Source organism: Telluria sp. AZSoR62, from assembly GCF_058111565.1.
This window is the reverse complement of sequence record NZ_JBYTST010000268.1, coordinates 1-281: the sequence shown is the minus strand read 5'-3', so window position 1 is coordinate 281 and position 281 is coordinate 1. Positions and strand designations below refer to the sequence as shown.

At 25.3% G+C, this 281-nt stretch carries 1 protein-coding gene; it reads left to right on the top strand.

Translation table 11 applies throughout. The features are described from left to right. On the top strand, positions 1-281 hold a 281-nt coding region (locus AC3XQU_RS23760), incomplete at both ends, for a hypothetical protein (protein WP_489876595.1).

The window sequence follows — 281 nt, the reverse complement described above, 5'->3', positions numbered from 1 at the left end:
AATTACACAATCTATACAACTCATGAAATAAATTTTAGAATTCGTTTTGATGATGCGGTAACATCTCCATATTCTAACCCTCTTTCATATTGGGATTTAACAAATCATTTTTACAAGATATTGAATTATCAATATCTTCTATTAATTCCGGATAATATTAAACAAAAAGATTTCCTGAATTGGATGATAAGAGCATTCAATTTAATTATTGATGTTGATAAAACTAATGCAAATCTTTTATATATAGAACCATATAATGATTTCAGGGCAAACGTAAATAA